This is a genomic window from Flavisolibacter nicotianae, assembly GCF_003628535.1.
Classification (GTDB): domain Bacteria; phylum Bacteroidota; class Bacteroidia; order Chitinophagales; family Chitinophagaceae; genus Flavisolibacter; species Flavisolibacter nicotianae.
Window position 1 is genome coordinate 92,632 of sequence record NZ_RBCI01000009.1, and the last position, 25,545, is coordinate 118,176.

A 25,545-nucleotide genomic window follows, 5' to 3' on the forward strand; every position below is an offset into this window, starting at 1 on the left:
GTTAAATACCAAACAGTGCATGGCAAACATCAATTATAAAACTTTCACGCTTGGCGTAGAAGAAGAATACATGGTCATGGACCCCGTTACGAGGGAGTTGAAAAGCCATGAGCAGAAGATCGTGCAGGAAGGCCAGAAAATCATCAAGGACAAAGTAAAGGCCGAGATGCACCAGGCAGTGGTGGAAGTGGGCACGGATATCTGCGCCGACATTGAAGAAGCCCATAAAGATGTGTCCGTGCTTCGCAAAACCATTTCCGGCATCGCCGGCGACCTGGGGTTTGCCATGGGCGCTGCCGGTACCCACCCGTTCAGCCACTGGGAAAGCCAGTTGATTACGGACCATGTTCGCTACAACGAAATCGTGAACGAATTGCAGGATGCGGCCCGCAGCAACCTGATTTTCGGCCTGCATGTTCACGTCGGAATGGAAACAAGGGAAATGGCCAACCATATTGCCAATTCTACCCGCTATTTCCTGCCACACGTTTATGCCCTCAGCACCAATTCGCCGTTTTGGGAAGGACGGAAAACAGGCTACAAATCCTTCCGTACAAAAGTGTTTGACAAATTTCCCCGCACCGGTATCCCCGAAGCATTCGACAGCATTGAAGCCTATGACAACTACGTGAAGCTGCTGATGAAGACCAATTGCATTGACAACGCGAAAAAGATCTGGTGGGACCTCCGGGTGCACCCGTTTTTCAACACGGTGGAATTTCGCATTTGCGATGTGCCCATGACGGTGGATGAAACCATTGCCCTGGCTGCGCTCTTCCAGGCCATCTGCGTCAAGATCTACAAACTGCGGCAGCAAAACATGAATTTCATTCAATACCCACGACCACTGATCAACGAAAACAAGTGGCGGGCAAGCCGCTATGGCATTGACGGTTACCTGATTGATTTCGGCAAGGAAGAAGAAGTGAACACCAGGGTGCTGGTGTACGAATTGCTCGATTTTGTCGATGATGTCGTGGATCACCTGGGTTCACGAAACAGGATTCAGCATATTCACAAAATCCTGGAAAAGGGTACCGGTGCCGACCGGCAACTGGCCATCTATGAAGAAACAAAAGACCTTGGTAAAGTTGCCGAATACATTTCCACGCAATTTCTTGAAGGAACTGCCTGATGGTTATTTTGAATTACGGGGCTTTTTTTTGTATCTTGTTTTTGGCGGAATTTTCAGAAAAGAATTGATCACAGAACGCGGCTGTACTCTACTTGAATACTTAATTCAATACGATGGCACGCATTTTCACAATCAGCTTCACTTACGACGATGCATTGTACACAACGATGGTGACCGTTCGAACCACGCCACTTTATATCGAGTACCTGCTAACGACCCTGGAATTTGATCTTCGCCTCCTGCTGCCCGGAAACAGGATCATCTCCCCTTCTCCCGGGAATTACATTTTCCCCGATGCCACAAGCGACAATTCCGCGTTGCTGATGAAGACCATCATCGAGGCGGTGGCAACGCATATGCAGGCAGTGGGAAGTTAGCAGGATATTCGGGGCTCGACGTTATGGAAAACTTATTTTCCAACATGCCCAATAACATTAGGCAGTTCACTTCTTCTCATCCACTTCCCTGATCCATTTAATCACACCGTTCATAAAAACCTGCTGGTCGTCCCACATGGCCAGGTGACTGCCGTTGGGACAATACAGGTAGCTGCCGTTTTTAACCATTTTGCTTTGCTCCTCCATCGCTTTCGGGTCCATTGTGTCATACTTCGCACCGATCATCAGCGTTGGTATGGCAATTTCGTGCAAACGGTTTTTAATGTCCCAGGCCGCCAGCCGGCCGCGAATGCCGAATTCAGAAGGTCCCTGCATCATGGTATAGATAACTTCATTGCCATGTTTGAACGAACGGTTGATGGGATCGGGCCACTCGGCCAGGCGGCAAAGGTGCTGTTTGTAAAAATTAGGAAGCAGCAGTTCCATGTAACGTGGATTGCTGAAATCGTTCCTGGCTTCGATGGCCCGCACTTCGTCCAGCACGTTCGGATCCATTTGTTTGGCCAGTACGTCAGCGGCGTAGCGGCCGTATTCGGGTGCACTGGCCACCATATTGGCAACGATCAATCCTTTCATGCGCTGCTGGTATTTCAGCGCATACTCCATTCCGAGGATGCCGCCCCAGGAATTGCCCAGCACATAGAAATTGGTTTGATCGGCGCCAATGGCTTTGCGCACCTGTTCCACTTCGTCGACAAAGCGCTCCGTTACCCACAAGGAGCTGTCTGTTGGTTGATCGGAATAGTAAGAACCCAGTTGATCGTATTCGTAAAACTCAAAGCCTTCCTTTGGGAAAAAGCTTTCAAAACACTCCATGTATTCGTGCGTCATGGCCGGCCCGCCATGCAGGAGCAGGATCTTGATTCGTGGATTGTTGCCAAAGCGCTTGGTCCAGACCCTGAAATTACCGACCGGCGTTTGAATGGGAATCAGTTTGATGCCGGCCGATTGAACGCCGGTGTCGCCGTAGTTGAAGTATTGCCGGACGGTGACATCGTTTATACCGGAGTTGTTTTTGCCCTTTGTCGTACAGGCATACAAAAAAACGATCGCTGCAAGCACAAGCAGGCTCTTTCTCATATTGAATGGCATTGGCCGCAAAAGGTAGAAAAGTTTTGCTTTATTTTCACCCCGCACATCCACATGTAATGACGGCATATGAAAAAAATCATTCTCTTCCTGGCCCTTGGCGCAGGCCTTATTTCGAATGCACAAACCCGCAAAGACTCGCTGCGCCTGTTGCAGCAGACCGCCGGTTTATACGACCTGGATTTTACCGAAGCAGAAACGGATTCGCTATTGGCCAATGTGCTGGCTGCAAAAAGCATCCTGCAGCGCATGCACCAGGAATTACTGTCCAATGACTTGCCTTTTCCATTTGCTTTTCATCCCGCACCACCCGGATTTTCCATCCCTGCAAAACAACAGAAGATCGCCTGGGATATCCCAGCCAATGTAGCACTACCCAAAAACAAATCTGACCTGGCATTTTATTCCATCCCGCAACTGGCGTCATTGCTGAAGAATAAAAAAATCAGCTCTGTCGAACTAACACGGTTCTACCTGGACCGCCTGAAAAAATGGGGCGATACACTGGAGTGCGTCGTCACACTAACCGAAGACCTGGCGTTGCAGCAGGCAAGAACAGCCGACGAAGAACTGCGCAAAGGCCTATACCGGGGCTTGCTGCATGGAATCCCTTACGGCCTGAAAGATTTGTTTGCCGTAAAAGGCTATAAAACAACCTGGGGCGCCATGCCTTACAAAGACCAAATGGTGGAAGAAGATGCCTTCGTGTACACGCAGCTTAAAAACGCCGGTGCCGTTTTGTGCGCCAAGCTTACGCTGGGCGAACTGGCCATGGGCGACAGGTGGTTTGGCGGACTGACCCGCAATCCCTGGAACCTGAAACAGGGTTCCAGCGGCTCATCAGCCGGCAGCGCATCCTCGGTGGTGGCAGGCCTGCTACCGTTTGCCATCGGTACGGAAACGCTGGGCTCTATCGTATCACCTTCTACACGTTGCGGTGCTACCGGCTTGCGGCCTACGTTTGGGACCATCAGCCGGAGCGGCGCCATGGTCTTGTGCTGGAGCCTGGATAAGGCGGGCCCGATTTCCCGCAGTGCCGAGGACGACGCCATCGTTTATTCTTACCTGAAGGGTACTGATGGAAAAGATGCTGGTGCGGTAGACCATGCCTTCAATTACAATCCCAAACGCGATATCAAAAAGCTGCGCATTGCTTATGCGGAAAATTATTTCAGCCGCTTACCGAAGGATGCACCGGAATGGAATGTACTGGAGACGTTCAAAAAGATGGGCAACACCCCGCAAGCGGTCAGCTTTCCCGACTCTACGGTCTATCCGGCCAACCTCGTTGGCATTATCCTGAATGCGGAAGCCGGTGCTGCATTTGATGAACTGACGCGATCGGGCCGGGATTCCATCCTGGTACAACAATCCCGGTTTTCGTGGCCCAACACGTTTCGCTCGGCGCGGTTTATCCCGGCTGTCGAATACATCAATGCCAACCGCTACCGCAGCCGGCTTTGCCAGCAGGTGCAGCAATTTCTAAAAGACTACGACGTGGTGATCGTGCCCACGTTTGCAGGTGCCCAGTTGCGCATCACCAACCTTACCGGCAACCCGGTCGTATGCCTGCCGATGGGTTACGACAAAAACGGCCTTCCGCAAAGCATTACCTTCGTGGGCAATCTTTATGATGAAGCCTCCATCCTGGAAGCAGCGAAAGCCTACCAATCCAAAACAGAACACAACAAAAAGCACCCGTCTCTCTTTACCAATCAATCATACTGACTTTTGAAATGATGAAACAACTCTTGATACTTTGTGTAGGCAGCCTGTTGTCGCTGACTGTGGGTGCGCAAAAAAAGCAGGCGGACCTGCTGCTGTATAACGGGAAAATTTATACGGCGGATGCACGGTTTTCCGTGGCATCGGCTATGGCGGTAAAGGACGGCAGGGTGCTGGAAACCGGCAGTAGCCAGCAACTGCTGGCTCGATACGAGGCAAAAGAAAAAGTGGACGCCGGTGGCCGGCCCGTTTACCCCGGTTTTATTGATGCGCATGCCCATTTTTTTGGCTATGGACTCGGATTGCAAAACGCCGATCTCGTTGGCACCGAAAGCTGGGAAGAAATCCTGCAACGACTGCAGGCGCATGTGGCAAAAAAGAACATCCGACCGGGTGAATGGATCATTGGCCGCGGCTGGGACCAGAACGACTGGGCCGTAAAAGAGTTTCCAACAAAAGAAAGGCTCGATAAACTCTTTCCCAACAATCCCGTTTTCCTGACCCGGGTGGATGGCCATGCAGCCATTGCCAGCACGAAAGCGTTGGACCTGGCCGGAGTCAATACATCTTCGAAAGTCGAAGGCGGCGATGTGGAAGTAAAAAATGGCAAACTGACGGGTATCCTTGTCGACAGGGCTACAGCACTGGTCGCGTCGCGGATCCCTGAACCCTCTTTGCAAACCTACCGGACCGCTCTTCTAGAAGCGCAGCAAAACTGTTTTGCCGTGGGCCTGACCACGGTGGATGATTGTGGGATTGGTTACGAAGAGGTACTCTTTATGGACAGTTTGCAAAAAGCAGGACAGCTCAAGATGCGTATTTACGCCATGCTCAGTGATAACAGGGCAAACTTCCAGTTTGCTTTGCAAAAAGGCAGGATCAAAACGCCATCCCTGCATGTCGCATCGTTTAAGGTATATGCTGATGGCGCCCTTGGCTCCCGTGGCGCAGCGCTTTTACACCCTTACACTGACCGGCCCGACTGGACAGGTTTCCTGTTGAGCAGCCAGCAGCATTTTGATTCCGTAGCGAACGTGATTTACAAAATGGGCTGGCAAATGAACACGCATGCCATTGGCGACTCCGGCAACCGGACGATCCTCAGGATTTATGGCAGCTATCTCCGCGGCAAAAACGACCGCCGGTGGCGAATCGAGCATTCGCAGGTGATAAACCAAGCCGACTTTGCGCTTTTCGGCCGCTACAGCATTATCCCTTCGGTTCAGCCCACCCATGCCACTTCCGACATGTACTGGGCAGAAAAACGGCTGGGACCCTCGCGGGTGAAAGGTGCTTACGCATTCAGGCAATTATTGAGTCAGAACGGCTGGCTTCCATTGGGTACCGATTTCCCTGTGGAGGACATTTCTCCTTTCAAGACCTTTTATGCGGCGGTGTTCCGCATGGACGCGAAAGGCTTTCCGGCAGGCGGCTATCAAATGGAAAATGCACTGACCCGCGAACAGGCAATCCGGGGTATGACCATCTGGGCGGCTAAAAGCAATTTTGAAGAATCGGAAAAAGGATCGCTCGAAAAAAACAAATGGGCTGATTTCATTATCCTTGATCAAGACCTGATGAAAGCAAGTCCCAAACAGGTGCTGGAAACAAACGTTTTGGCGACGTATGTAGGCGGCTCAAAGGTTTATGGCAAATAGCTTGCAGAGAATCTCCTAAGTTTGGAGCTTCGATATGATACGAGTAGCAATTTTGGACCTTTACGAAGGGCAGGCCAACCAAGGCATGCGGTGCATCCGGCAGATCCTTGGCGAATGGAGTGAATTTCATAACCTGCCGATGGAGTGGAACGAGTTTGACGTGCGCCTGGAAAACGATGTACCCGACCTGACCTATGACATTTACATTTCGTCCGGTGGACCCGGTTCGCCGCTCGAGAGCGAAGGGTCTGACTGGGAGAAGGCCTATTTCCACTGGCTGGAAGGCGTGGAAGGGTGGAATGCCAACCCGGCCAATACCAATAAAAAATTCGTCTTTTTCATTTGCCATTCGTTCCAGCTGGTGTGCCGGCACTATGCCATTGGCAACATCAGCAAACGCAACAAAACCTCTTTTGGCGTTTACCCGGTTCATGTGACTCTCGAAGGCCAGCACGACGGTGTGTTTCGCGGCCTGGCCGACCCGTTTTACGTGGTGGACAGCCGCGACTACCAGGTCACTTCGCTGGATTTCGAAAAGATCGACATGCTGGGCAGCAAAATCCTCTGCATTGAAAAGTATCGCCCCCACGTGCCTTTCGAACAGGCCTTGATGGGTATCCGTTTCAACGAGTACATGATCGGAACCCAGTTTCACCCCGAAGCGGATGCGATCGGGATGAGCATGTACCTGCAACGGGAGGATAAGAAACAAACCGTGATTGAAAACCACGGCGAGGAAAAATGGCAATCCATGATCGAGCAATTAAATGACCCGGACAAGATCATGTGGACCTATGCCCACGTTTTGCCCAACTTTTTGGGCGAAAGCATCCGGCAACTCCGGCCCGTTCTGGTAGCCTGATACCGTTTTCATTTGGATTCCCTGGATTTGCTTTTGTAGCAATGCTTTGTCAGACCTGCGCTTCCCCGCTTGCTGATTGCAAATTAAAAGGAGTGGCAGCCTGAAAGCTTTCACAAACAAACGACATAGAAAAAGCCCCGCAGTGCGGGGCTTTCCGGTTTTCAACCAAAGCGTTTAGTTGCAGCCTAAAAGCTCGCAAAGTTTTTTATCAAGATCCTCTCCGCGTAAATCTTTCGCCACAATTTTCCCGGCCGGGTCGATCAGGAAATTTTGCGGGATCGATTGTACGTGGTAAAGTTCTGCAGCGGCATTGTTCCAGAATTTAAGATCGCTTACGTGGGTCCAGTCCAGCTTATCGGCGGCGATGGCTCTTACCCAGGACTCTTTTTGCTGGTCGAGTGAAACACTGAAAACAGTAAAGTTTTTCCCCTTGAATTTGTTGAAGGCTTTTACCACGTTCGGGTTTTCCTGGCGACAGGGCTTGCACCAACTGGCCCAAAAGTCGAGCAGCACGTATTTGCCGCGGAAGGAAGAAAGCGAAATTGGTTTGTCGTTTACGTCCGCTTGTATGAATTCCGGCGCTTCCGAACCAACGGAGCCAATCTTGGCAAAGGAAATATACCCTTCGAGGTCCTTTCCGACAGTTGAGGATTTCAGTGATGGATTAAGGGCGTTGAACCGCTCTTCCAGTTCGGAAACATTCTCATTGATTTGTTTCGTAATGGACAGCAAAAACACCGACACATACGAAGCCGGCCTTTCCCGAATAAACTCGCCAACCGCTTTGTTCATGTTCGTAATAGCGGTCGTGTATTGCTGCATCAGGGCCGGTTTCTTTTCTTCAGCGGCCTGCTGAATTTGGAACGAGATGGCATTCAGGTTGGCAAACAGCGGGTCGAAGGCTTTCCGGAACTGGAGAAAGTCCTTGTGCGACTGCGAACCCTCGATCTGGATGTTTTTAATATCGGATTGCTTCCCGGAGATTTTGATCGCTGTGTTTTCCAGGAAAATGTATTGCGGCTGCTCTTTGCCCATCGTGAGCCAGTACAATCCGGGTTCCTCCACTTTACCGGCCAGGTTAAAAACGCCGTTTTTTGCAGCGCCTTTTACCAGCACCTGCTCTCCCTGGGTGGTGGTAATTTTTACCTCACCATCGGCAAGTCCCTGTACATTTCCGCTGATTGTAAATCCATCGGCGGTTTTAGCAGTGGCAGTTTGGGGTTGTGCGGAGGATACAGGTTTTTCGCCAGCCTTTACCTGCGCAAAAGTCAAGGCGGGAACGAACAGGAATACAAAAAGTTTTTTCATACTTTATTTCGGTTGATGACGGTCTTTCAGCACCTGGATGACATCGGCCAGTGAGCAATCTTTCGCTTGCAATAATACAATGTAATGAAAAAGCAAGTCCGCTGCTTCGCCTAAAAATAACGCACGATTAACGTCTTTTGCCTCGATCACCAGCTCCACGGCTTCCTCTCCCACTTTCTGGGCAATCTTGTTAATGCCCTTATCAAACAGCTTTTTCACATACGAGGTTTCGTCGTTGCTGGTTCGGCGCAGTTTGACAATTTCTTCCAGGTAGAGCAGGAAATCCTCTTTGTGATTTCTCTCGCTCCAGCAAGTGTCGGCTCCTGTATGGCAAACAGGCCCTTTCGGTTCGGCCTTGATCAGAAGGGTATCCTTGTCGCAATCGGCCAGGATCTGGCGCAGTTGCAGGTGATTACCGCTTTCTTCTCCTTTGGTCCAAAGACGTTTTTTGCTGCGGCTGTAAAAGGTCACCAGGCCTGTTTCTTCCGTTTTTTTCAGTGCCTCTTCGTTCATAAAACCCAGCATCAGCACTTTTTGCGTTGTAAAATCCTGCACGACGGCAGGCACCAGGCCATCGGCGTATTTGGCAAAGTCGATGTTCATAGCGGGCAAAGTTAGGGTTTGGCAGTTGGAGTTTGGGTTTAGCGGAACGTTCCCGGCCACACTCCCGTTGAAAAAGACGAAAAGACGGGCAATTCTAAAAGAAAAGACGTCCGGTTGCAGGACGTCTTCAACTTAAAAGCTATTGGTAGAAAAAGAAGTGAATTGTACCGAAACAACCCAACTCCAGGCACGAACTTCGAACTAGGCCAGCGCCTTGTTCACCAGGTCGGCCGCTTCACTGAGCTGAATAGCCGATTGCACTTTCAGGCCACTTTCATCGATTAGTTTCTTGGCTTCTTCGGCATTGGTTCCCTGCAGGCGCACGATAATCGGGATATCGATGTTGCCCATGTTTTTATAGGCGTCGATCACACCCTGCGCCACACGGTCGCACCGTACGATCCCACCAAAAATGTTGATCAGGATGGCCTTTACTTTCGGGTCTTTCAGAATAATTCGGAAGCCGGCTTCCACGGTTTGGGCATTTGCGGTACCACCCACGTCCAGGAAGTTCGCAGGTTCGCCGCCGCTCAATTTGATCATATCCATCGTGGCCATGGCCAGGCCTGCACCGTTCACCATGCAGCCTACGTTCCCATCGAGCTTTACAAAATTCAGGTTGTATTTACCCGCTTCTACCTCTGTAGGGTCTTCTTCGCTGATGTCACGAAGACCGGCCAAATCAGGATGGCGCATCAGGGCATTGTCGTCCAAATTCATCTTGCAGTCAACTGCAACGATCTTGTCATCGGACGCCTTGAAGAGTGGGTTGATCTCCAGCATGGAGCAATCCAGTCCCACATAGGCATTGTACAAGTTGGTGACAAACTTCACCATGTTTTTGAACGAATCCCCTTTCAGTCCCAGGTTGAAGGCGATCTTTCTTGCCTGGTAGCCTTGCAGGCCGGCACCCGGCCATACCCATTCCTTATAAATTTTTTCGGGTGTTTTGTGCGCTACTTCCTCGATGTCCATGCCGCCTTCGGTACTGTACATAATTACGTTCTGGCCTTTGGAGCGGTCGAGTAAAATGGAGAGGTAGAACTCCTTGCGTTCGCTCGGTCCATCGTAGTACATATCCTGCGCAACCAGGATCTTGTTGACCACTTTGCCGGCTTCGCCGGTTTGGATCGTTACCAGCGTACCGCCGAGGATTTTGGCGGCAACATCCATTACTTCGTCCATATTCTTCACCACCTTTACACCGTTGATACCGGTCTCTTTCACCTTACCTTTTCCACGACCACCTGCATGAATTTGGGCTTTAATCACCGAAAACGGACTTCCATAATCTGTTTTGATCTGACGATATGCTTCCTCCGCTTCGTGCGGTGTGCTGGCGGCGATTCCTTCCTGAACCGGAACACCGTATTTTTTCAGCAGTTCTTTTGCCTGGTACTCGTGCAAGTTCATGTCGTAAAAAATTTTGTGGGCAAAGATAGGTGGAATAGCGAGTAGTAAGAAGTAAGTAGCGGGTCGCCTTTTCGCACAGTCGTTTCTTACAGCAAAAAAACCTCCTGAAAAGGCAGGAAGGTTCGAGTATAGAAAGTTTGTCAAATAGGAGTGGCTACCTGCTATTTGTCACTCGCCATTTGCTCATTAAAAAAAGTTATCCAACGATTTCAGGCTGATGGGTTTTTCCCATATCGTCAGCTTGGCGCCATCCAGCTCCTCGGGAAGGGTCGGGCGAAATGCACTGATCAGGTGGTAGTGCACTTCCGGGTAGTTCTGGTACATTTCGGGAAGTTTGTCCCAGCCCAGGCCATCCGGCAGATTGTAGTCGATGAAAAGAAAATCCGGCGTGTTCGATTGCAGGCGGGACATCCCGTCGGCAAGCGTATGAGAAATATAAACCTCGTAATTTTTGTTGACAAAATATTTTCTCATCAGCAGACACAAGTCCACTTCGTCGTCAATAATTAAAACCTTTTTACGTGTTGTCATAGCTCGTCAGCAAAGCTTAATGTCAATAATTATCGTACCAATGCAATTCCATCTATCCGGATGGGTAAAAATAAGGGTTCACCCACACATTCAATCAATTCATTTTGTCCTTGTTCAGAGGAAGTTGGTATGATTATTTAACCACGTTTCACATCGATTCATCATTTAAAAACCAATCATATGAGTGCAAGAACAAAAGTAATTCTGGGTTTAGTGGGAGCGGCAGCCGTGGGCTTTGCCGTTGGAATGTTAATGGCTCCTGAAACAGGTGCAGATACCCGCAAAAAAATTGCTTCAACCGCCGGCGATTGGGGCACCTCGCTGAGTGATCTTTTCTCCAGTGCGAAAGATGGTGTTGACAAATTGCGTCGCAGAGGGGCTGATCTGGCCTCGGAGGCAGCCGATCGGTACAGCACCGCAAAAGAAAGCTTCAGCTAATAATTTAGCAGGTCAAGGGGCCTGCTTCTTTTTTTGCTAATTTACATATATGGAAGATCTGAAAACCAAAGCAGCCCACCTAAAGGACCACGTCAGTGACTATGCGAAAACAACGATTGACCTCGCAAAGTTAAAAGCCACCAAAGGTGCATCCAATGCGGCGGCCGGCGCGGCCATCGGCGTGGCGGCATTTTTCCTGCTGCTATTCTTTCTGATCTTTCTGTTCACCGGAGTAGCCTGGTGGCTCGGCAATGTTTTCAACAGCCCGGCCTTAGGTTTCCTCACGGTTGCCGGATTTTTTTTGCTGCTTCTCGTTCTCGTTTTTGCCCTGCGCAAAAAGGTGATTGTTCCACTTATCCGAAATGCCATTATCAGCAAGGTGTATGAGACCAAAAATTAAAACATACGAAGACTTGTTGCAGGAGGAACAACGACTGACTGCGCAACTGGCTTCTTACAAAGAGGTGATCCGGGAAGATATCACAGGACTGAAAGCAAGTCTCAACCCTGTGAAGAGAGTGGTGGCCGGGGCCAAAAACCTATTCACCTTTGACGACAACGGCCCCTTGTTGAACTTCGGGCTGAAATTCGGCACAGACGTGTTTTTGCGCAAGCTTTTACTAGGCCGCGCCGGCTGGATTGCCAAGGTGGTTGTTCCGTATGTCATTAAGAACTACGCCTCCCACCTAATCACCGAAGGGCAACGCAAAGCGGTGGCGAAAACTGTGAGTAACCTGGTTAGCAAGTTCATGATGAAGAAAAAAAAGGAGCCATTTGAAGCCGCCCCGCCGGCCTGATACCCAATCCAAGTAAAAGGCTTCGCACTTTCACCCGTTTGAGGAAAAATTTCCGTTTCCTTCCACCGGCTTTCTGAACAAAAAAACAGGTACAGTTTTTAGACATTAGAGGTAGCCACCTGTAAAAATATCGTTATGAGTACAGCCCCAGGCCCCAAAAACAAGGAAGACAACTCGAAGTCAACATTCGAAACCAGGCCGGACGAAACCCCGCGCCGCGAGGGCGGCGATGATGCCTTGGCGGAAACCAACCCGGAGGATAGCCGCCTGGATGAAAAAGTGATTGTAAATACACAGAGCGAAAACAAGATCGTTAATGCGCCTTCGCAATCCGAAACGCATGTGAGCGAAGGCGAAAACAGAGTAGACGAATTATAGAACAGGTTGTATTGAAACGAAGAACCGAATGGCCATTTTGGAAGGCAGCATGAGTTTAACCTCCCGGTGTGATAGCAAGCGGCGGATGTGATGATGGAATTCCGGGAGGTTTCATTCGTTTTTAGGAAGTAGCAAATGGCTGGTGAACACTGAATAATTTTGGTTTTTTATACCTTGTCTCTCCTTCCCGTAAAAGAAACGCCGCAAAATTGCGGAAGTGGGGTGAAAGGGGTTATGACATCAGCAATAAGATAGCATTGAAAGCCGGTAAGATTTATTCCATGACAAAGTCCAAATAGAATGGTAGAAGCGATTTCCAAAACAGCGTTTTGAGGAATTTATTCTACTAAAATCGTTCTCAATTGTAGTGATCTGCAATCCTTTAAACGCCAATTTTTTTTGGTATATTTTTTAGACTTTCCTTAGCCAAGTCCTGAAGTATGGTACAGATGAATAGTTCCCAAAACGACCGTAAGTCTGGTTTGCCCTTTTTGCTAAACAGCCGGCCAACAGCACCACTTAGCAGTCGCGAACGATATGCAGACAGAAGAAGTACAGATCCTTCGTCTTCGGCGCCGGGTGGCATGTCCTACCCGATACCTGCATTTTTTTACTACCGCTCAAAGCCCAGAGGGCAAGAATTGCTCTAGCGGAATAAACGAGTTTTTTTAGCAAAAGCGCAACCTAAGGTTTGCGCTTTTTATTTTTGGCAAAGGCATCGCCATTTCCCGTTTCGTAGAAATGCTTCCACACCCATGGCTGGGGTTGCTTTCAAAACTACAGCCAAGCTTAAAGGCCACCAAGCTGATGTTTTTACAAAATGCTGAATATCAGTATAAAAAAAGAATTTTTCCTAGTACTAATCAGTTTGGAGCCACACTTGTCTTATGACGGTTGCGCCAAAAAATAAGCACCATGATCAATCAACACCTCGCCCAAAAGCAGCGGCTGAAAATTTTGCCGCAACAGATCCAGCTGCTTAATTTTTTTCACCTGAATACGCTGGAACTCGAACAGCGTATCCAGCAGGAAATTGAAGAAAACCCGCTGTTGGAAGATCAGAAAAATGATTTTGACACAGAGATTGAAAAGTTCAACAAGGATTCAGTTCAGGATTACCAGGATTGGGAAGAGTTTATTTACGACGACATACCCGACTATAAGGCAGAATATGGAAATTTTCTGCACAACGATAAGCTTCCCGAACGCCCTATCGTCAACTCCTTCGATTACCGCGGCTCGCTGAAACAGCAGTTTCAACTGGTTTCGGAAGATGAGAGGGAAACCGAACTCGCAGAATTCATCATTGATTCGCTCAACGACAGCGGCCTGATGGAACAATCGCTCGACTCGCTTGCCGAAGACTATTCGTTTAAAAAGAACAAATGGATCGAACCGGAAAATCTTCTGGAGATTTTGCTGAAAATCCAGCAACTGGAACCGGTAGGCATTGGAGCCCGCAGCATCAAGGAATGTCTGCTGATCCAGCTCTATCGCCTGAATACGAAACGGCCCGATGTAAAAACGGCCATCCGGCTCCTGGAAGAACATTTTGCCGACCTGCATCACCGGAACATGGACAAAATCAAAGCACACCTGAAGATCGACGACGAAGAGTTGAAGATCGTGCTCACGCTGATTGCTACATTGAAAATGCGTCCGGTTTGCGAACTGCAGGAAGGTGTCAATACCAATCAAAATATTCTTCCTGATTTTATTGTGACCCGCAACGGCGATAGCATTGAAGTACAGTTGTACCGCCAGCGTTCCGAAAGCCTCAACATCAATGCGGCCTGGAAAGAGATGGCGGAGAATAATGCAAAAGTGACGACCGATAAATCTGCCGTACAATACATCAAAAACAAGCTACAGTCTGCCCAATGGTTTATCCATGCGGTACAGCAGCGGGAGTCGACCATGCTAAAGATCATGCACTCGATTGTACATCTCCAACACGATTATTTTCTGACCGGCGACATCAACCTGCTGAAGCCGATGATCCTGAAAAATGTGGCTGAAATGGTTGGCGTCGATATTTCGACGGTTTCCAGAATCACCTGTAACAAATATGCCGAAACACCATTTGGACTCATCCTGCTGAAGGATTTATTTACCGAAGGGATTGCCAACGAAAAAGGCCAGGTGATCAGCAACCGTGTCATTCAATCGGCCATTGAAGAAGTCATCCAGAGCGAAGACAAACACAATCCCTACACCGACCAACAGCTTGTCAAAATTCTTTCCCAAAAAGGATTTTCCGTTGCCCGCCGCACGGTGGCAAAATACAGGGAACAATTGCAAATTCCTGTATCGCATGTACGCGGCTTGTGGGCATAATTTTCTATTTTCACACACACAAAAAAAACACATCTTAGAAACAATGCAAACCATCTTAATTGTAGACGACGACCGTGATATTTGCTTGCTGCTGAAACGCTTTTTAACCCGCCATGGCTATGAAGTACTGGAAGCGTACAGTGGAAAAAAAGCCCTTGAACTGCTGGAAGGAACGCAACCGGACCTTGTGATGTGTGACTTTCGCCTGGAGGACATGGAAGGCAATACACTGCTGGCCAAAATTAAAGAACGTTATCTCCATGTGCCGGTGATCATCATGACAGGTTACAGCGATATCAAGATCGCGGTAGAAGTGATGAAAATGGGTGCCTTCGATTATATTACCAAGCCCCTCTTCCCGGATGAAATTCTTGTCACCATCAAGAAGGCCCTGGAAACACCGCCCGAAGAAAGAGACGCCGTGCGGCAGGAACGTGTCGTGGCAGAACCGGCGAAACCTGCTCCTGCTTCGGCGACGTCGGCCGCAGCACCAAAAGAAAAAGGCCCGGCCATCACCATTTCAGGCGATTATATCTTTGGCGACACACCGGTCTTCCGCCAATTACTGCAACAAATCGATCTCGTGGCGCCAACCAATTATACGGTGATCATTCACGGTGAAAGCGGTAGCGGCAAGGAAGCCATTGCGCAGGAAATTCACAAGCGCAGCAAGCGCAAATCGAAGCCGTTTGTGGCAATCGATTGCGGTGCCCTTTCCAAAGAACTGGCCGGCAGCGAACTGTTTGGCCACGAAAAAGGCTCGTTTACCGGTGCCCTGAACCAAAAGGTCGGAAGCTTTGAAACGGCCAACGGCGGCACCATCTTCCTTGACGAAATTGCCAACCTCTCCTACGACATCCAGGTTTCGCTATTGCGGGTAGTACAGGAGCGCAAAATGCGCCGTGTGGGTGGTTTGAAGGATATTGAACTGGATGTGCGCATCATCATCGCCTCCAACGAGCGGCTTTGGGATGCTGTGCGCAGGGGCAAGTTCCGCGAAGATCTTTATCACCGCTTCAACGAATTCAGCATCGATATTCCACCGCTGCGCCAGCGTCCGGACGATGTGCTGTTATTTGCCAACCACTTCCTGCAGCAAACGAACATGGAACTGGGCAAGAATATCAAACGCCTGAGCCCTGAAGTAGAGCAGATCTTCCGCAGCTATGTCTGGTACGGAAACCTGCGGGAACTGCGAAACGTCATCAAGCGGGCAACGCTCCTCTCCGATGGCGAAGAAATTGAACCAAGCGCACTGCCGTTCGAGATCTCTAATTTCAGCAAGCTGCAGTTTGAAAAGCAGATGCAGCCCGAGCCGGTTACCAGTTCGTTCGCACCGCCGCCGGTTGCTATGAAAGAAGACAGCGATCTGCCGCAACGCGACTTATCGGAAACTTCATTAAAGGGCGCCAGCATCGACGCCGAGTATGAAATGATTTTGAAAGCGCTGAAAAAAGTCAATTTCAACAAAAGCAAAGCCGCCAAGCTTCTGAACATCGACAGAAAGACCCTGTACAATAAGATGAAGCAATACCAGGAATTCAATAACCAGTAAGTGTTTCTAGTCCATTATGTCCGAGATCCATTCAGTGCCGCCAGCCTCGGAGCGAATGATAAGGGAAGCGGAGCGAAAGCTGGTCAACACCAACGCCATATTTAAAAAAGCGCTGGCGCAATTCAGTAAAGATCTGCGTAAAGGAATTGCACTTCGCTGCGACGACCTTCCGGCTGTGCAGGGAGCAGAAGCCGACTTTGAAGCCGTTTTTTCGCTGTTGCTGCAGACCATTCTGCAGCGCAGGGCAAACGTATCCAGGTTGTTTCTCCATGTTCATTGCACGTCGGAAGATATCGACACGGACAACGCGGCGGGATTGAAGCAATTCAGCATTCAATTCAACACCAACATCAGTCCGTGTGCGGATTGGTTACAACAAAACGAACAACAATTAACAAACGTGGCAGCGATCCTGCTTCGAAATGGAGGCCGCCTTTTGGTAAACCAGTTAAAGACTACAGGTTGTATCTTTTCGGTTTCCTTACCCGGCAAAACTTTGTAAACTATGGCGATTACCGATGACGTGATAAAGGTTTTGATCATCGATGATGATGAAGATGATTTTTTCATCACGTCCGATTATATGAAAGGCATTGAAGAGTACAAGCTGAAGATCGACTGGGCCTATAAATTCAACGAAGCCGTTGAGTTGCTCCGCAAAAAAGCCTACGATGTTTATTTTGTAGATTATCGCCTGGGTGCAAAGACCGGGCTGGATTTTCTGCGGGACGCCATGGAGACCGGTGCGGAAGAACCGATCATCCTGCTAACCGGTAAGGGCAATAAGACCATCGACGTCGAAGCCATGCAGATGGGTGCCACCGATTACCTGGTCAAAACGGAATTGACAACAGAAAAACTGGAGCGCTGTATTCGTTATTCACTCGAGCGAACAACGTACCTAAAGGCACTTCGGGCCAACGAAGTCAAATACCGCAGCATTTTTGAACTGTCGAAAGACGCAGTCTTTATTTCCGATAAAGACCTTTTTTTTAAAGACTGCAACCCTGCCACCGCCATTTTACTCGGTTATTCCAAAGAAGAATTGCGCAGCCTTTCGATGTATGACCTGATCAGCGACGACAACGACAGGGTGCTGTTACAGTTCCGGATGGAAAATGAAGGGCAACTGGCCGACCTTGAAGTGGAAATTCAAACCAAGGAAGGAGAAAAAAAATCCTGCATCCTGTCGGTGACTGCTACCGTCGATAAAGAAAGTACCTACCAGGGACTGATCCACGATATTACCAACTTACGCCGGGCCGAAAAAGCCAACCTGATGGTGGAAAAACTGGGTGCGACCGGGCGCCTTGTCCGGACGCTGGCACATGAAGTACGCAACCCGCTCAACAACATCAACATGTCGGTAGAGCAATTGGCGCACAGCGGTACGGAAAACGAGGAAAATACCCTCTTCCTCGACATTATCCAGCGCAACAGCAAACGCATTGGCGACATCATCACCGAACTGCTCGATACGGCCCGTCCAACAGAACTGACGTTTGATAAACACTCGCTGCAGTCGATCATGGACGAAGCCATTGCGGAAGCACTCGACCGCATCACCCTGCAGCGCATCAACATGCAGATCCGCTATGCGAATTCTCCCTGTTACATCATGGCCAACAAGGAAAAGCTGCGCATTGCTTTTTTGAACATCATCATCAACGCCGTAGAAGCTATGGAGCCCGGCAACGGCATCCTGGCCATCAGTATCGACACCTCAAAGAATCTTCACACAGTCGTCATTCGCGACAACGGTTGCGGTATTCCGGAAGAAAATCTTTCCCGCCTGTTTGAACCCTATTTTACATCGAAACGAAATGGAATGGGGCTGGGGCTGGCTGCTACGCTGAACATTCTCCAGTCGCACCGAGCCAATATTGATGTCAGTTCTGCATTAAAGCAGGGAACAACATTTACCATCAGCTTTCCTGCCGTGTCCGATCATTAATCTACGATCGTATTTCGCTTGCTGTGCATCATGTGGTAAAGCATTCCCCCGACAAACGGAATTGCGATCACCGCAATCAGCCAAAATTTTTTTTGACTGCCTTCAAGGGTGTCGGTTTTTGCCACTTCGAAAACAGACCAGACCCAACAGACAACCATCAGAAACGCACCGGCAAGCGTCAGGAAATCGGCAACCTGGCTATTCCGGCTTGATCGCATTGCAAGCGCAAAAAGATGCAACAATACCGCGGCAAGGCCGGTCAGGAACAAGGGGTGTCGAATGTTAGCCATACTGAACAATTTTTAAGGCTGTAAATCCCGCATAGCTTTTTGTTGGGCAAAAAATCTGTGCCATTCGCAGGCTGTAGCAGGGAATTTCTTTTCTATGGTTTCAGAAGAATTATAATGTCAGCCTCGACTGCGGGATTTCTTTTTCTTCCCGCTTGATGATGAAAACGGCTGTTGACTTGGCGCGGATGCCATGCCCGCTTTCCAGCGCAAAGGCTTTGGTAAACTCTGCCCCGAAATACAAAATGATGGAAGAATAATACACCCAGGTTAAAATGATGATGATGGAGGCCGCGGTTCCGTACGTGACATCGAGTTTGGAGTGGCCAAGGTAAATGCCGATGATGTAGCGGCCTGCGAGGAACAAAACCGAAGTAAACAATGATCCTACCAGTGCGTCGCGCCACGAAATGACGGCATCAGGAAGCACTTTATAGATGACCATAAAAAGGCCGGTAATGGAGATCAGCAGCACGATAACGTTAACGGTATTGACAAGGTAAATGGTATAGTCGGGAAAATGCCTGGTGAGTTTATCATCCAACACGGAAAGCAAGGTGCTGACGATCAGTGAAAAGATCAGCAGGAATCCTAGCGCCAGTACCAGCACGAACGACAACAGCCGGTTAATAAGGTATTTTAACCATCCCTTTTTGGGTTTAGCCTTCACCGACCAAACAAAATTGATCGATCCCTGGATTTCTGTAAAAACACCGGTGGCCCCAATGAACAGGGCAATGGCGCCGATGACCGTTCCGATAGTAGAATGATGGGAGCGTTGCACATTGGCAATAATGTCCTGTATCTGCAGGGCGGCGCTGTTCCCCACAAGCAGCCGTATCTCGTCATACACCCTCCCCTGCACAGCGTCCCGCCCAAAAATGTAGCCAACAAGAGAGATCACGATGATCAGCAAGGGAGCAACGGCAAAGATGGTGTAGTAACTCAGCGACGCCGCGAGTTTCATACAGCCGTCTTCCGAGAAACTATCAGCTGCCTGCATCAAAATCTTCCATGCTTTTTTCAGAAAATTCATTGCTTCTGGATATAAATGACTTGCCGGAAAGAATGAGGCAAATTAACGCAGCTTTGGTAGAACGGCAAGACAAATTGTTTGCCTGTATTCAAAGCACTTGAACAGGACCTGCATAAAAAAACGCCTTGTGATGGCAAGGCGTTTCGCAATTGTTGAAAGAAATCAGGTTCGCAAAAAATGTTTCAGGCCAGAGTAAAATCGCTCAGATGGTTAGCACACTCACGACAAATTCTTGCGCATTCTTTAAAAGAGGATCCGTGATGACTTTCGCAAATTTCGGCGCATTCTTCGCAAATGCCTACACACAAAAGCGCCATGTTTTTACTGTTGACCGAGCCGGTTTTTAACGCATGAAAGGTACCGAGGCAAATGTGTGCACATTCGTCGAGCACATTGACCACTTTCTTGGAAATATAATTCCGGATAGACTGGATGTCAATCAGAAGATTCTCGCACTTGATCCATGCATTAAAAGCAGCATTGGTATGAAAACTTTTGATCGTTAGCATTTCTGTATTTTTTGGCTAAGGGGTTGGAAAATGGGTAGACGGACCGGTAACACGGCAACAGTTCAGAAACGTCGCCGCAAAGCGTACCGAACTCATAAAAAGCGAATAACCTGCCAATTTTTTTTAAACGGCAAAAGCCTTCCTGATCCGGGTTTGCTGAGTAGAGTTTTCCCCAAAAGGTGCTGCCCCGCTTCCGCAGGGCAGCAATATCAACGAACAAATTTATTTATTGGCAGCCTGCATATCCCGCAAGCGCCGCACTTCATCGTGGCCGGTTTTCAGTGTTGCTTTCTGGCGAACGAGCAGGTCGCGGAGCGAAGGTTCCAGTTCCACATCGGCATTCAGTGCCAGATCGTATGCCTTTTGCGCGGCATCCTCGCCAAACTCACAGTTGTCCAAAATGGTCTTGCGGTCCTTACCCGCGATGGCAGCTTTCAGGTCCATCCAGACGCGGTATATCTTTCCGGAATTGGTTGTTCCCTGTGCAGGGTCACCACCCAGACGTCCTACTTCACTTGTCAATTCCTGCGCATATTCGCGGCTTTCGCTGACATAGCGGGAGAACAAGGCTTTCAAATCAGCATCTGTATCTTTCAATTCATCAATCGCTTTTTCATATCCTACAACGCGGTCGTGGTTGATACGGACAAGGTCGTTCAAAATGCTTACAATCTTTTCCATAATTCGCTTTTGAAAGCAAGGGTAAAAAATCATACCCGTTTCGGTCGCCTTCGCAACGGAACGGTACTGAGAAAGACACCACTGTTTTTTTGCCTAGCAAGGCCCTGTTGTAAAAACAAATCCTAAACTCAACACTTCCTTTTTGGCCTTGCGTGGCGAACAATTTGCACAAACTGGTACAATAGTTTCATGCCTTTGTTTTATTACTAACTCAAAATCTCCTATTATGGCCAAGTATTCAAAAGGTGCAGGCGAGAAAGTAGAAAAAGCCATGCACGAACGCAAAGAAGGAACGCTGAAAAGTGGTCGCAGTGGCAAAAAAGTAACCTCCCGCAAACAAGCCATTGCCATTGGTTTGTCTGAAGCGAGAGAAAAAGGCGCAAAAGTGCCGGCAAAAAAAGGCGCTGCGAAAAAAGGTGCGACGAAAAAGAGCACATCGAAAAAATCAGCTTCGAAAAAAGGCGCAACCAAAAAATCGGCTACAAAACGATCGGCTACAAAGAAAAGCACCACCAAAAAAAGCACAGCGAAGAAAGCCAGTGCGAAGAAAGGTGCTACGAAAAAAAGCAGCAGCCGCAAGACAGCCGCAAAGAAATCTTAAGCAGAAAGATCCAACAGCATTTTACAGCCTGTTGGATCTTTTTTACACCAATTCTTCCAGGATTTTCATCAACAGCCGCTCTTCGGATGTCAAACCACTCAGGTGATCATCCTTTTCAATTTTGTCCAATTCTTTCAGGTATTTGTGAAGCGCCTGCTCTTCGTAAAGCCGGATGATACCGGGATGCACGTAATATTTTTTACAGACCGTTCTCGTATTGCCCAGCTTCTGACTGACTTCATCCAAAGCTGCAACAATATTTTTTTTACAATCGGCCTCGTTTCCGGGATCGTCCATCGTACAAAACGTTTGCAAAATATGCAGCGTTCCCGCCCATGTGCGAAAATCTTTCGCTGTGAATTCGCCACCGCCGGCTTCTTTGACATAGCGGTTCACCATGCCCGAATCAATGGAATGCCGCTCGCCATCGCTGCCGAAATATTGAAACAATTCTTTGCCGGGAATGTCTTTGCACATTTGCACAAGTCTTGCAAGTTTGCGGTTGCGCAGCGTAATGTTGTGATAGATTCCTTTTTTTCCCTTGAAAGAAAAATGGACCGTACTGCCATCGACTTTTACGTGCTTGTCCTTTAGCGTAGTCAGGCCGTAGGAGCCATAAAGTTTTTCGTAATCGTCGTTTCCCACCCGGATAAAAGTCCGCTCCATCAGGCTCACCACAGTTGCCAGCACTTTCTCCTCTGTCAATTCCTTTTTCGCCAGGTCTTCTTCCACTTTCAGCCGAATGGAAGGGAGAACTTTTCCAAATTCGAACAACCGGTGAAACTTGGTTTCGTTTCGCAGCGACTCCCACTGCGGATGGTAACGGTACTGCTTACGGTTTCTTGCATCGTAACCCGTTGCCTGGATATGCCCATTCTCTTTTTTACAGATCCACACTTGCGTCCAGGCCGGAGGAATCGCCAGCTTTTTAATGCGCTCCAGCGTGGCTTCATCTCTGACCAAATCCCCTCCATCATAATAGGCAAAACCGGTTCCCTTTTTTTGACGCAGGATGCCAAGGTCTTTGTCGCTGACATATACCAGGTCAGCAGCCTTGGCCGCCTTTGTATAATCCCTGTCTATTTTCAAAAACTCTTTGTGTGAGAGTTCGACCGCTTTTTCCATGCTGTTTAATTCGGGGACTGCTGTTTCGCTTCGTCGTGTTGGCGAATGCTGCGTTTATGCTCGTGCATTTCCCTGGCTTCATCTACCGAGTGCGAACTGTGCAGATCATTTTGTTCTTTGGCCAGATCGGAAAGGCGGACGTAGAATTTTTTCAGTATTTCCAGTTCGTCCTGCGACAGGTCTTCAACAACAATGAGACGATTGCTGGCCCTTTCTTCTGCTGCGATCAGCTCATTCAGCTTCAGTTGGATGGCCAGGGAATCTTTGTTCTGCGACTGCTGGATGATGAATACCATTAAAAACGTGACAATGGTTGTTCCTGTATTAATGACTAGTTGCCAGGTATCCGAGAAATGAAAAATGGGTCCAGTCACCCCCCAGGCAACAATGATCAGAACGGCCAGCAAAAAAGAAGTCGAAGAGCCGGCAACCTTCGTGATCCGAGCAGCCATTCTTTCAAACCAGATCTTAAAGCCTTTTTTTTGTTTCTGTTTCATGCCAAGCGCCCTTTCTACTGTCGACGGGCTGGGGCCGTATTTGTCCATATCGCGATATTTTCTCTATAAATGAAAAAGCCAGACCAAATTTGATCCGGCTTTCTCAGGCGTTGCAACCATCTGTCGAAAAACAATGGTTTTCTTACTCGTTTTCTTCGCTTTCTGCACCCACGTTGATACCGCTCTCAGCCAGTTGGGTCAGTAACTGGTCGGCATTTTTTTCTTCGTTCAGCGTTGCTAACAGCAGGTTGGCGATGTTGTTTTTACCCATTGTTTTTGCCAGTTGTACCAAGCTGCCGTAGGCGGCTATTTCATAGTGCTCCACCTTCTGCGCGGCGATGATCATGCCTGCATCCCGCACCATAGAACCTTTGGGTAATTCTTCCATCAGGCTTTGCGCCTCTTTCACCAGCCCTTCCATGGCATCGCATTTCTTTGCTTTGGCTGCCATACCCAGGAGCTCAAAAACGCTTTCGATTCGCTTAATTTGTCCCTCGGTTTCGGCCAGGTGGTTTTCAAAGGCAGCGGCGAGTTCCTGCGAGGTGGCTGCCTTGCGCATCTTTGGCAAAGCCTTCGTCAGGTGTTTTTCGGCCCAGTAAATGTCTTTCAGCTCATCTAAAAACAATTCGTTCAGCATCGTCTCATCGCTCTTTTGTGCAGCACCGTTGGTGCGTCGGGATGTAGCCGCCGCCCCGGAGGATTTACCAGCCGTCTTAGTAGTTGTCGCGGTTTGCCGTGAAGCCGGTTTTGCTACTGAATTTCTTGGCATAACGTAAGGGTTTTAATGAAAAAATTTTTACGACGAAACATGCATAAAATCGCATGCCATTGAGTAAATTTAAGTAGCGACAACTGCCAGGGTTTTGTAGAGTTTTGTACACAAAGGCAGGCCGGACAGTAAGCTGCTCATAATAGATTTTTTGTGGTATCCTATTTGGACTATCTCCGGTACGTTCTCTTTGATTACAAACAAAAACAAACCGTTATGGACGCAAATCACCAACTCAGTTTCTTACAGGAACGGATAGAGGAGATTGGAAGTGCAATTTTTTACAACTTGAGCGACTCCGTACTCAAACTACCGACATCCATTGTATCTACATTAAAAGTTGACGAATATGGATTCGTCTGGTTCTTTGTTCAAAAACCCACACAGCAATTGAGTGAATTTGACCGGGAGTTCCCGGTAAAACTCGACTTCTATAAAAAAGGTGCTGGGTATTTTCTGCAGGTCGTGGGCAAAGGCTTCATGGTTAGCGATCCGGAAGAAATGAATGGTTATGTATCGCTGCCGGAGGACGTGAAGAAACTGGCCACGGGAAACATGGCGCTGGTGAAGGTCAAAATCCAAAAGGCCGATTACTACCAAACCAGTTCGCTGCACAAAACATCCTGGTGGCAAAGCGCCTGGCACACACTGACCACCTGGTTCCGCCACAACTCTTACCGCCACGACAACACGTATTTCCCAGCTTCTTAAATCTGGTTATATGAAAGGTGCACGGTCTATCTGGTCGGGGGCCATCAGTTTTGGCCTCGTCAATATCCCGGTGAAATTGCAAAGTGCGGTGCAGGACGACAACATCGATTTCGATATGTTGTCCAAAGACGACATGGCCCCGATACGGTATGCCCGCATTGATTCCAAAACCGGCGAGGAAGTCGCTTATAAGGACATTGTAAAAGGCTTCCAGTATGCCAAAGGAAAATACGTGGTGGTAACCGACGAGGATTTCGAAAAGGCCAGGCCGGACATCGCCAAATCGATCGACATCCTCCAGTTTGTAAAAGAAGAGGAAGTGGACCCGATCTATTACGAGAAGCCCTATTTTATCGTCCCGGCAAAAGGGTCTGAGAAAAGTTACAAGCTCCTGCTAAAAGCACTGGACGAAACCAAAACGGTTGGCGTGGCCGAGTTCATGCTCCGCAACCGTGCACACATTTGTATCCTCAAAAATCATGAAGGCGTGCTGCTTTTGAACCAGCTTCGTTACCACGAGGAAGTTCGCGACTTACCCGACGTAAAAACTGGGACGGAACGCATCACGCCGAAGGAAATTCAGCTCGCCACAAAACTCATCAACCAACTAACGGAAACCTTTAACCCGGCGGCCTACAAAGACACCTACATTGCCGAATTGAAAAAAGTGATCAAAGCCAAAGCAGCCGGCAAAAACATCCACATCGCCGAGCCGAGGAAAATACCGGCGGAAGTCAGGGATCTCATGGAAATTCTCAAAGAAAGTTTAAGCAAGGGAAAGAAAAGAGCGTAGGTGCACATTTGTAATCTGCAATCAGCCATCGGCAAGTTCTCCATCAACTGTTGGTAAGATTAGTTGCATTCCCAGGCAGCGGCTGCAGTTCTCTACATTTTGTTTCCCTCGGTTCGCTCCGTTGCTTTCTCCCCTGATTGCTTGCCGGCCGCCGGATTGTCTTCGCTTCCATCGTTCTCACCGGTTGCCTCTTCCACACTTCCTTCCCTGTTGCCAAGGCGGTTGTTGTAAGAAGACATTGAACCGGGTTGTTCCTGCGCTTTTTCCGCATTGCGCTTTTTTCTTTTATCGTCCATAGCGTTTCTGTAACACAGCCGCAAATCCGTGCCACATCCTGCAACACAAATGGCACTAA

General features: G+C 48.7%; 29 protein-coding genes. 16 read left to right on the top strand and 13 right to left on the bottom strand.

All coding sequences use genetic code 11. The annotated features are described in order from the left end of the window. Positions 1 to 19: 19 nt before the first annotated feature. Both D6024_RS19885 and D6024_RS19890 read left to right on the top strand, forming a co-directional pair. The gene (locus tag D6024_RS19885) at positions 20 to 1,135 is read left to right on the top strand and encodes a carboxylate-amine ligase (RefSeq protein ID WP_121356514.1); all 1,116 of its coding nucleotides are present in this window, start codon (positions 20 to 22) and stop codon (positions 1,133 to 1,135) included. A gap of 113 nt (positions 1,136 to 1,248) precedes the next feature. Next, complete coding sequence (locus D6024_RS19890) at positions 1,249 to 1,512, top strand: hypothetical protein (RefSeq protein ID WP_121356515.1); 264 nt, start codon at positions 1,249 to 1,251, stop codon at positions 1,510 to 1,512. A 66-nt stretch (positions 1,513 to 1,578) separates the two neighbouring features. Here the strand turns inward: D6024_RS19890 and D6024_RS19895 are convergent, their stop codons facing one another. Beyond that, positions 1,579 to 2,613, bottom strand: coding sequence for a proline iminopeptidase-family hydrolase (locus D6024_RS19895; protein ID WP_121356516.1), 1,035 nt, complete (start codon positions 2,611 to 2,613; stop codon positions 1,579 to 1,581). 78 nt (positions 2,614 to 2,691) lie between these two features. Between D6024_RS19895 and D6024_RS19900 the strand changes: the two genes are divergently transcribed. The 3 genes from D6024_RS19900 to D6024_RS19910 are packed head-to-tail and all read left to right on the top strand — an operon-like array spanning position 2,692 to position 6,867. Next, the gene (locus D6024_RS19900) at positions 2,692 to 4,350 is read left to right on the top strand and encodes an amidase (RefSeq protein WP_121356517.1); all 1,659 of its coding nucleotides are present in this window, start codon (positions 2,692 to 2,694) and stop codon (positions 4,348 to 4,350) included. Between the two features lie 8 nt (positions 4,351 to 4,358). Beyond that, positions 4,359 to 6,005 (top strand): amidohydrolase, encoded by a 1,647-nt coding sequence (locus D6024_RS19905; RefSeq protein WP_205573329.1) that lies wholly within the window; start codon positions 4,359 to 4,361, stop codon positions 6,003 to 6,005. Between the two features lie 34 nt (positions 6,006 to 6,039). After that, entirely contained in the window at positions 6,040 to 6,867 is an 828-nt protein-coding gene (locus D6024_RS19910) for a type 1 glutamine amidotransferase (protein ID WP_121356519.1), read from the top strand. Between the two features lie 174 nt (positions 6,868 to 7,041). Here D6024_RS19910 and D6024_RS19915 read toward each other — a convergent pair whose 3' ends face one another. From D6024_RS19915 to D6024_RS19930, 4 genes are all read right to left on the bottom strand, one after another. Then, a complete protein-coding gene (locus D6024_RS19915) occupies positions 7,042 to 8,175 on the bottom strand; it encodes a TlpA disulfide reductase family protein (protein WP_205573330.1) in 1,134 nt (377 codons plus the stop codon). Between the two features lie 3 nt (positions 8,176 to 8,178). After that, the gene (gene hisIE / locus D6024_RS19920; protein ID WP_121356520.1) at positions 8,179 to 8,778 is read right to left on the bottom strand and encodes a bifunctional phosphoribosyl-AMP cyclohydrolase/phosphoribosyl-ATP diphosphatase HisIE; all 600 of its coding nucleotides are present in this window, start codon (positions 8,776 to 8,778) and stop codon (positions 8,179 to 8,181) included. Positions 8,779 to 8,979: 201 nt separating this feature from the next. Beyond that, entirely contained in the window at positions 8,980 to 10,191 is a 1,212-nt protein-coding gene (gene sucC, locus D6024_RS19925) for an ADP-forming succinate--CoA ligase subunit beta (RefSeq protein WP_121356521.1), read from the bottom strand. Positions 10,192 to 10,377: 186 nt separating this feature from the next. Further along, positions 10,378 to 10,722 carry a response regulator gene (locus D6024_RS19930; protein ID WP_121356522.1) on the bottom strand — a complete coding sequence of 115 codons (345 nt, stop codon included), beginning with the start codon at positions 10,720 to 10,722 and terminating at the stop codon, positions 10,378 to 10,380. A gap of 180 nt (positions 10,723 to 10,902) precedes the next feature. Here D6024_RS19930 and D6024_RS19935 point away from each other — a divergent pair, with 180 nt between their 5' ends. The 8 genes from D6024_RS19935 to D6024_RS19975 all read left to right on the top strand — a co-directional run bounded on the left by D6024_RS19935 (position 10,903) and on the right by D6024_RS19975 (position 18,181). After that, positions 10,903 to 11,160, top strand: a complete 258-nt coding sequence (locus D6024_RS19935) for a YtxH domain-containing protein (protein ID WP_121356523.1) — start codon at positions 10,903 to 10,905, stop codon at positions 11,158 to 11,160. A gap of 49 nt (positions 11,161 to 11,209) precedes the next feature. Continuing rightward, the gene (locus D6024_RS19940; protein ID WP_121356524.1) at positions 11,210 to 11,560 is read left to right on the top strand and encodes a phage holin family protein; all 351 of its coding nucleotides are present in this window, start codon (positions 11,210 to 11,212) and stop codon (positions 11,558 to 11,560) included. After that, positions 11,544 to 11,957, top strand: coding sequence for a hypothetical protein (locus D6024_RS19945; protein ID WP_162944898.1), 414 nt, complete (start codon positions 11,544 to 11,546; stop codon positions 11,955 to 11,957). The genes D6024_RS19940 and D6024_RS19945 overlap by 17 nt, the downstream gene beginning before the upstream one ends. Before the next feature lie 135 nt (positions 11,958 to 12,092). Further along, entirely contained in the window at positions 12,093 to 12,335 is a 243-nt protein-coding gene (locus D6024_RS19950; protein ID WP_121356526.1) for a hypothetical protein, read from the top strand. 915 nt (positions 12,336 to 13,250) lie between these two features. Next, entirely contained in the window at positions 13,251 to 14,672 is a 1,422-nt protein-coding gene (rpoN, locus tag D6024_RS19960; protein ID WP_121356528.1) for an RNA polymerase factor sigma-54, read from the top strand. Positions 14,673 to 14,715: 43 nt separating this feature from the next. After that, the gene (locus D6024_RS19965) at positions 14,716 to 16,227 is read left to right on the top strand and encodes a sigma-54-dependent transcriptional regulator (protein ID WP_121356529.1); all 1,512 of its coding nucleotides are present in this window, start codon (positions 14,716 to 14,718) and stop codon (positions 16,225 to 16,227) included. 16 nt (positions 16,228 to 16,243) lie between these two features. Continuing rightward, positions 16,244 to 16,729, top strand: coding sequence for a hypothetical protein (locus D6024_RS19970; protein WP_121356530.1), 486 nt, complete (start codon positions 16,244 to 16,246; stop codon positions 16,727 to 16,729). 3 nt (positions 16,730 to 16,732) lie between these two features. Continuing rightward, positions 16,733 to 18,181, top strand: a complete 1,449-nt coding sequence (locus tag D6024_RS19975) for a hybrid sensor histidine kinase/response regulator (RefSeq protein WP_121356531.1) — start codon at positions 16,733 to 16,735, stop codon at positions 18,179 to 18,181. On the opposite strand, the gene D6024_RS19980 is transcribed toward D6024_RS19975, so the two are convergent. From D6024_RS19980 to D6024_RS20000, 4 genes are all read right to left on the bottom strand, one after another. Further along, a complete protein-coding gene (locus D6024_RS19980; RefSeq protein WP_162944899.1) occupies positions 18,178 to 18,450 on the bottom strand; it encodes a PLDc N-terminal domain-containing protein in 273 nt (90 codons plus the stop codon). The genes D6024_RS19975 and D6024_RS19980 overlap by 4 nt on opposite strands. A 130-nt stretch (positions 18,451 to 18,580) precedes the next feature. Next, positions 18,581 to 19,504, bottom strand: a complete 924-nt coding sequence (locus tag D6024_RS19985) for a YihY/virulence factor BrkB family protein (protein ID WP_121356533.1) — start codon at positions 19,502 to 19,504, stop codon at positions 18,581 to 18,583. A 182-nt stretch (positions 19,505 to 19,686) separates the two neighbouring features. Beyond that, entirely contained in the window at positions 19,687 to 20,013 is a 327-nt protein-coding gene (locus tag D6024_RS26870) for a hypothetical protein (RefSeq protein WP_162944900.1), read from the bottom strand. Between the two features lie 222 nt (positions 20,014 to 20,235). Then, positions 20,236 to 20,694 carry a ferritin-like domain-containing protein gene (locus D6024_RS20000; RefSeq protein WP_121356536.1) on the bottom strand — a complete coding sequence of 153 codons (459 nt, stop codon included), beginning with the start codon at positions 20,692 to 20,694 and terminating at the stop codon, positions 20,236 to 20,238. A gap of 226 nt (positions 20,695 to 20,920) precedes the next feature. Between D6024_RS20000 and D6024_RS20005 the strand changes: the two genes are divergently transcribed. Continuing rightward, on the top strand, positions 20,921 to 21,295 hold the full coding sequence (locus tag D6024_RS20005) for a DUF6496 domain-containing protein (RefSeq protein WP_240410100.1): 375 nt from the start codon (positions 20,921 to 20,923) through the stop codon (positions 21,293 to 21,295). Positions 21,296 to 21,337: 42 nt separating this feature from the next. Here the strand turns inward: D6024_RS20005 and D6024_RS20010 are convergent, their stop codons facing one another. From D6024_RS20010 to D6024_RS20020, 3 genes are all read right to left on the bottom strand, one after another. Then, the gene (locus tag D6024_RS20010) at positions 21,338 to 22,420 is read right to left on the bottom strand and encodes a DNA topoisomerase IB (RefSeq protein WP_121356537.1); all 1,083 of its coding nucleotides are present in this window, start codon (positions 22,418 to 22,420) and stop codon (positions 21,338 to 21,340) included. Between the two features lie 5 nt (positions 22,421 to 22,425). Next, positions 22,426 to 22,965, bottom strand: a complete 540-nt coding sequence (locus tag D6024_RS20015) for a low affinity iron permease family protein (RefSeq protein WP_240410101.1) — start codon at positions 22,963 to 22,965, stop codon at positions 22,426 to 22,428. Between the two features lie 94 nt (positions 22,966 to 23,059). Beyond that, the gene (locus D6024_RS20020; RefSeq protein ID WP_121356538.1) at positions 23,060 to 23,686 is read right to left on the bottom strand and encodes a YciE/YciF ferroxidase family protein; all 627 of its coding nucleotides are present in this window, start codon (positions 23,684 to 23,686) and stop codon (positions 23,060 to 23,062) included. A 216-nt stretch (positions 23,687 to 23,902) separates the two neighbouring features. On the opposite strand from D6024_RS20020, the gene D6024_RS20025 reads away from it, so the two are divergent. Both D6024_RS20025 and ku read left to right on the top strand, forming a co-directional pair. After that, complete coding sequence (locus D6024_RS20025; protein WP_121356539.1) at positions 23,903 to 24,397, top strand: pyridoxamine 5'-phosphate oxidase family protein; 495 nt, start codon at positions 23,903 to 23,905, stop codon at positions 24,395 to 24,397. Positions 24,398 to 24,407: 10 nt separating this feature from the next. Next, a complete protein-coding gene (gene ku / locus D6024_RS20030) occupies positions 24,408 to 25,190 on the top strand; it encodes a non-homologous end joining protein Ku (RefSeq protein WP_121356540.1) in 783 nt (260 codons plus the stop codon). A 92-nt stretch (positions 25,191 to 25,282) separates the two neighbouring features. Here ku and D6024_RS20035 read toward each other — a convergent pair whose 3' ends face one another. Next, complete coding sequence (locus tag D6024_RS20035; RefSeq protein ID WP_121356541.1) at positions 25,283 to 25,486, bottom strand: hypothetical protein; 204 nt, start codon at positions 25,484 to 25,486, stop codon at positions 25,283 to 25,285. Between the last annotated feature and the right edge of the window lie 59 nt (positions 25,487 to 25,545).